We start from the raw sequence: 6,764 nt of genomic DNA, 5'->3' as shown, positions 1-6,764 counted from the left end.
TGGTAGTAGTGTGACTTCGACACTCTCACTTTACCAAAGGAAGCGGTGTTTTTCTATTTTTCAAGTAGGGTATCTTTTCGATCACAAATCCAGTACTCACACGGTCTTAGGCTGATTTATTAGCTGCGAAAGTTGAGTTAATAACAACAAGTGGCTTATTTTACTTGCTAATAAAACGAAAGGATGGACCTATAAAACGGTTAAAAGGTATACTGGGCCGGCTACTTCGGCGGAATGGATTTTGGAGGCTCCCTCTATAAACAATAAAACAACAAGACTAGCCACTTTTCAAAAAGTGCACTTTATTAAATGTCGAGTCAATCTTAAAAATCCTTTAATGAAACCTAACAACCGGGGGATCATGATTCAAAATAATCGAGTTGTGTCTACCCCGTCTTTTCCCAATAAATCTCGAGATGGGTTCTTGGTCGTATATGGATCAAAAATGCAGATATCTTCGAAAAGGATTCGCAGAAAATAGTTGCATAATCATTCAACTCCCGATAATACCATCTTCGGGAGTTTTAAGCTTTTAAGCTCAGAAACAATGGAGTTCTCGTTGATTTCCCAGAATCTAGGTGTATAATTACATAGAAATGGTCAAGTAAAGCTAAGTATCTTGAAGTGGAGGGCTATCATATGCAGTATAATAACTTGTCAAAAACAAGTCTTAAAGTTTCCAAATTAAGCCTTGGAACCATGATGTTCGGAGAGCAAACAAGCGAAGCTGACAGTCTTACAATTATGGACTATGCATTTGATAATGGCATCAATTTTTTTGATACTGCAAACTCCTATAATCAGGGCGAAAGCGAAAAGATCGTCGGCAAAGGTCTCAAAGGCAGGCGTGATGAGATTATTCTTGCGACTAAGGTACGCAGTCCGATGGGTAAAAACCCCAATAACGCGGGGCTAAGCCGCCGAAATATTTTATCTGCTGTGGATGCCAGCTTGAAGAGACTGGATACAGATTATATCGATATCTACTACATGCATGCACCTGACTACGAAACCTCCATCGAAGAATCACTTGAAACCATGTCTACTTTGGTAAAATCGGGGAAAATCCGATATATTGGTGTCAGCAACTATGCCGCTTGGCAGATCGCCGATATGTTGTCTATCTGCGACAAACGCAATTATATAGCACCCATAATCACTCAAAATGTCTATAATCCGATTACCCGTGGCATAGAAACAGAGCTCATTCCTTTTTTAAAAGCACATGAATTGGGCATGGCCATTTATAATCCTATTGCCGGGGGGTTGTTGGCTGGTAAACATAAGCCGGGCCAGCCTACGGAAAATACTCGGTTTGCCAACAATGAAACATACTTTAACCGGTACTGGTCGGATGAGAACTTTGCCGCTGTTGACCAGCTTACAAAAATTGCCGCGGAATGTGGAATGAGTATCTTGCAGCTTGCAATGAAGTGGTGTGTCGCGCAAAAATCCGTGACTAGTATCATTTCGGGAGTAAGCCGGCTGGCTCAGCTCGAGCAGAATATTGCGTCGATTGAGGGAGAACCACTGGATGCCGGGACTCTGTTGAAGTGCGATGATGTATGGCGTTCATTGGCAGGAACACGTTTCGGGTACAACCGATAATTGACATTCCAGGCATATGTAGTAACTTGACCGCAGTTCAGGGCGGCGTTCAATTCTAAACAGTTGAAACGAGCTATAGATTTTATTCTATAGGCTCGTTTTCTGTTTTTTATTGCTGCGAATAGGGGGAGGCTCATCTTGTTTAAACGAATTCAAGGGAACGCCAGAGGCTGCTTGATTTATGAACCGATGTTTATTTTGCCATACAGTATGCTTACGACTTATGCGACGGTGTATATGTTCCAATTAGGTTTAAGTGAACGGCAAATTGGTCTTATTACTTCCGTGGGACTGGTTTTGCAGATCTTTACTTCCTTTATTAGCGGCTACCTTACGGACCGGATGGGCAGGCGCCGAGCGCTTCTCTATTACGACCTATTAAGCTGGAGTGTGCCAGCGCTCATATGGGCTCTGTCCCAAAATTTCTGGTATTTCCTGATCGCCGCCTTATGCAACAGCTTTCTGCGGGTGCCCACTACAGCATGGTACTGTCTATTGGTTGAGGATACCGATCCGAACAACCGGTCCATTGTATTTAGAATTCTTCAGTTCATCGGGGTGATCGGCGGTTTGTTTGCTCCGCTGGGTGGGCTGCTTGTCAGTCACTATACGCTAGTTCCCGCAATGCGCATCATGTACGCTGTATTTTTTGTTAGCCTGACCGTCATGTTTTTTGCCCGTAACTTTGCTACACACGAGACGGAGATTGGAATGCGGAAAAGAAGAGAGAGTACGGCGGTCAATCTCAAAGATACGTTTCAGGAATACATCGATGCAATTAAGACCATTCTGACTAACCGGGCGTTACTGATGGTCTTTGGGGTTTATATTTGCTTCAACTTCCAGATCACGATGCAAAATACATATCTCTCGCTTTATCTGGTGGAGGCTTTGAGGTTGAACGATGCACTTATAGCAATATTCCCGGCGTTATCTTCCGTTGCGATGCTCGCATTGATGTTCTTCGTTATTCCGCGTTTTCAGGAAAGCAAGGCATACCGATACATGATATGGGGATTTCTACTCGCAATGACGTCAAAAATCATCTTAATCATCGCTTCTCCCGGACAAGTGACTCCGGTGGTTTTTAGTACGATGCTGGCCGCTGCCGGTACGATTATTGCCAACCCCTACTTGGAAGCAGCAGTGGCAAATTCCATCGATGATGAACAACGAGCCAAAATATTTTCGATTCTTCAAGTCCTAGTCCTGTTGTGCATTTCCCCATCCGGTATAGTCGGCGGATGGACTTATACTATCGATTCGAGGCTGCCCTTCATCCTGATCATCCTGTCGTTTGCCACCAGCATTGCCTTGATGCTCCTGTTAATCCGAATAAAGAGGAACGATGCAAGTCAGTCTGATCAATCCGCCACATCATTTTAAATTAACCGGAATCGGCGCGGGAGCGAACCATATTAAATTCCCTTTATTTTATTATGCACCTTCTATTAATAGATGATAGAATTGGGCCAGTGACCGAAAAAGTATAACATCACTATAGGTAATGAAACCAACCAGATACTTGACGTAGGGGGGGTACATGTGGCTTATTCCTGGAAAATGAATCTGTATGTTTTATGGACTGGGGTATTTTTTTGTAGTACTGCTTTTTCTGTTGTGATCCCTTTTCTGCCTATTTTTTTGCATGATCAGCTGCATGTGGAATCTCATCTGGAGACATGGTCCGGCCTTATCTTCGGCATAACCTTTTTGGCTAGCGCACTGATTGCACCTTATTGGGGCTCTTTAGCGGATAAATATGGACGCAGACCGATGCTTATCCGTTCCGGATTCTTTCTAGCCCTGCTTTACTTTATCACTTACTTCGTCCATAATCCTTACGAGCTTTTGGTTATTCGAATACTACAAGGGGTGCTTGCTGGTTATGTCCCCTCTGCTGTGGCTTTGGTGGCAACGAATACTCCGGAAAAAAATGTAGGCTATGCGTTAGGTATCATGTCCACGGCTACAGCTACCGGTAGTATTATTGGGCCACTGATCGGCGGGGTGGTAAGCCATTGGTTAGGTAGCAGGGAAGCCTTTTTAGTTTCGGCTGGCCTAGTGTCCTTCTCCTTTTTAATCGCTTTGTTTTGGGCTAAAGAAACCAATTTTAATCGGACATCCAGTAGGTCAAGCGTGAAGTCGGACCTAAAAGAGGCTATGTCTAACCGAAGGCTGCTGTCCGCCTTGCTTATGGTTATGGCGACATCCACCTCAATCATGCTATTGGAGCCATTATTGACGATTTACGTACTGCAGCTTGGCGCTACTAAGGGCAGTGCCTCCTTAAGTGCCGGGGTTATTTTTTCCGCGGTTGGGATTGCTACGATCATTGCCGCTCCCCAGTGGGGGAAGGCGGGAACAAGGTTCGGCTTCGGGAATATCCTTTTCATAGGTTTGCTCGGAGGCGCAATAGGGAACTTACTGCAGTTATTGTTCCATAATTTGATTGGATTTGGTGTTTTGCGATTCTCCTACGGACTGTTTTTTGCTGCCGTATTTCCTTCTTTGAATGCTCTGATTGTACAGGCTACTGAACCAAGCTTTCGGGGGAGAGCCTTCAGTTTAAATCAGTCGGCGATGCAAATCGGGAATTTGTTGGGACCTGTAATTGGAGGCATTTTAGCTGGTCTGCTGACCATCCCGCTCGTCTTTTTAATCAATGGAATCGCATTATTAGCCATAGCCATTCTTTTGAAGTACAAGAAAGAGGAGGATAAGAAGCTTCAACAACAACAGACTTCTTTATCGAATTGAGAAGAGTGGAGAAAATAGAGAGCAAATCCATTGAACTATAAACACGATGGGAGAATAGTATGCTGCGAATACCTTATGCTGAGATGTATGGTCAATTTTTAAGGGTGTTATTGAAAGAGGGTTTTACGACGGAGCGGGCGGAGCTTTGCGCCAAGCTGTTTGCAGAAGCAAGCCGGGATGGTGTGTACACTCATGGACTAAACCGATTTCCAAGGTTTATTGAACATATTCGGAGAGGCGTGGTCGATATTCATGCGCATCCGAAGCAAGAAGCAGCCTATGGCGCATTGGAAAGGTGGGACGGATCCGGAGGCCCCGGAAACCTTAATGCCTACTTTTGCATGAATCGCGCGATTGATTTGGCTGGGCGGTACGGTATGGGGGCCGTCTCACTCAGCAACACCAATCATTGGATGAGAGCTGGAGCTTATGGCTGGCAAGCAGCCGAAGCAGGTTGTATCGGTATGTGCTGGACGAATACAACTCCAAATTTGCCACCGTGGGGATCAGCCGAAGCCAAGCTCGGGAACAACCCGATCGTATTGGCCGTGCCTCGTCAAGAGGGACATGTCGTGTTGGATATGGCGATGTCGATGTTCTCCTACGGAAAGCTGGAAACCTACCATTTACAAAATAAACCGTTACCCGTTGATGGCGGGTTCGATCAAGCAGGGGAACTGTCACGGGATCCGGGGGCTATACTGGAATCGAAGCGTCCGCTTCCGATCGGGTATTGGAAGGGCTCCGGCTTGTCGCTGCTGCTTGATATGATCGCGGCCGTGCTGTCCGGCGGACTTGCCACTCATGAGATCGGCCGCCTCGAGCAGGAAACGAGAGTATCTCAGATGTTCATTGCCTTTGATGCTTCCAAACTCGATACTCATCATGCGGTCTCGCAAACGGTCAATTCGATTATCGAAGACTTAGCCGGCGCAGAGCCGTTGAAGGAAAACGAAAAAGTGTATTATCCCGGTGAAAGAACTCTTTTTACTCGGGCGGAAAATATGGCGGGCGGCATTCCGGCGGAGCCGATCTTCTGGGAACAGGTATTAGCATTATAAATGGGAGGGATTCAACGTGAAAATTATAGATGTGCAAACGATTTTAGCCGATCAATACATGTTTGTAAAAGTAATCACCGACGAAGGGATCACCGGGCTCGGGGAATCCGGGACATGGGCATTTCTTGAGGCGTCCGCAGGGGCGGTGGAGCATTTCAAACGCTATCTAATCGGTCAGGATCCTTTGCGAATCGAGCATCATTGGAATTATATGTACCGCAGCTTCCATTTCCGCGGAGCGGCTATTATGGGCGCGCTTAGCGCTATCGATATTGCGTTGTGGGACATAGCAGGCAAATATTACAATGCCCCGGTTTATCAATTGCTGGGCGGTAAAACCCGAGATAAAGCACGGGCCTATTTCCACGTTTACGGCAAGACAACGGAGGAAATGCTGCAGGGCATCCGAGAGGCGAAAAGCTTAGGGTTCACTGCGATCGGCCACCTCAGTCCGCTGCTGGACCTGCCGAGGGGAACCGTAACCCCGTTTGAAACGCATGCTCAAATGATTAACAACGCCATCGACCGGGTACGCCAATATCGGGAAGCGGTAGGCGATGAGGTGGACTTATGTATTGAAATTCATCGCCGGCTATCACCAGCCGATGCCGTAGTACTGGCGAACGGCATTGAACCGTACAGGCCATACTTTTATGAGGACCCGACGAAGCCGGACAATTTTGACTCGATGGCCTATATTGCAGAGCACATTAATATTCCTCTGGCTACGGGAGAGCGCCTACATACGCCTCAGGAATTCGCGATGCTGCTCAAACGAAACGCCGTGCAGTATGTTCGTCCGGATGTTTGCATAGTCGGAGGCATAACCGGAGCGAAGAAGATCGCAGCTATGGCGGAAGCATTTGATGTACAGGTTGTTCCCCATAACCCGCTCAGCCCCGTGAGTACGGCTGCCTGTTTGCAAGTGGCCGCCTGCATTCCTAACTTTGCCATACAGGAGTATCCGATCGGAGAGGATCAGGCACCGAAGAACGAAATCGTAAAAAGCACCGTCACCTTGGACAAAGGGTTTCTTATCATTCCGGACACTCCGGGTATCGGAATCGAGCTTGCAGAGGATGCAGCTGAAAAGTATCCGTTTAGAGCACGGGCCTTCAAAACCCGTTTGCACGAAGACGGCTCCGTCATGGACCATTAGAAGTGAACTACACACCACCTAAGAGGTGGGTGCTTCGTAGTCAATAGAGCTACTGCTCCAAGTTTAGCTACGCTCCAAGGGCAGTTCCTGCCCCGTTGGCAGTTGCAATCTACATTGCGAGTTTTAGCAAGTTTAGCGCGGCGTTGACATCCCGATCATGGGTAGCGTTGCAAGCT

6 protein-coding genes are annotated in these 6,764 nt (G+C 46.7%); all 6 read left to right on the top strand.

Going from position 1 to position 6,764, the window contains the following annotated elements; genetic code table 11:
* Positions 1-157: 157 nt before the first annotated feature.
* The 6 genes from FPZ49_RS37845 (at position 158) to dgoD (ending at position 6,588) form a co-directional block, all read left to right on the top strand.
* Positions 158-481, top strand: coding sequence for a G1 family glutamic endopeptidase (locus FPZ49_RS37845; RefSeq protein ID WP_391563912.1), 324 nt, complete (start codon positions 158-160; stop codon positions 479-481).
* 158 nt (positions 482-639) lie between these two features.
* Positions 640-1,608 (top strand): aldo/keto reductase, encoded by a 969-nt coding sequence (locus FPZ49_RS34635; RefSeq protein WP_144855249.1) that lies wholly within the window; start codon positions 640-642, stop codon positions 1,606-1,608.
* A 138-nt stretch (positions 1,609-1,746) separates the two neighbouring features.
* Positions 1,747-2,994 carry an MFS transporter gene (locus FPZ49_RS34630; protein WP_315899227.1) on the top strand — a complete coding sequence of 416 codons (1,248 nt, stop codon included), beginning with the start codon at positions 1,747-1,749 and terminating at the stop codon, positions 2,992-2,994.
* A 159-nt stretch (positions 2,995-3,153) separates the two neighbouring features.
* Positions 3,154-4,368 carry an MFS transporter gene (locus FPZ49_RS34625; RefSeq protein ID WP_144855248.1) on the top strand — a complete coding sequence of 405 codons (1,215 nt, stop codon included), beginning with the start codon at positions 3,154-3,156 and terminating at the stop codon, positions 4,366-4,368.
* Positions 4,369-4,427: 59 nt separating this feature from the next.
* Positions 4,428-5,429, top strand: a complete 1,002-nt coding sequence (gene yiaK, locus FPZ49_RS34620; protein WP_186446288.1) for a 3-dehydro-L-gulonate 2-dehydrogenase — start codon at positions 4,428-4,430, stop codon at positions 5,427-5,429.
* 16 nt (positions 5,430-5,445) lie between these two features.
* Positions 5,446-6,588, top strand: coding sequence for a galactonate dehydratase (dgoD, locus tag FPZ49_RS34615; protein WP_144855246.1), 1,143 nt, complete (start codon positions 5,446-5,448; stop codon positions 6,586-6,588).
* The last annotated feature ends 176 nt before the right edge of the window (positions 6,589-6,764 follow it).

Origin of the sequence: Paenibacillus cremeus (genome assembly GCF_007786445.1) — a bacterium.
GTDB classification, from domain to species: Bacteria; Bacillota; Bacilli; order Paenibacillales; family NBRC-103111; genus Paenibacillus_G; species Paenibacillus_G cremeus.
Note: the sequence above shows the minus strand (reverse complement) of the source record. Positions and strands in the feature narration are given on the sequence as shown.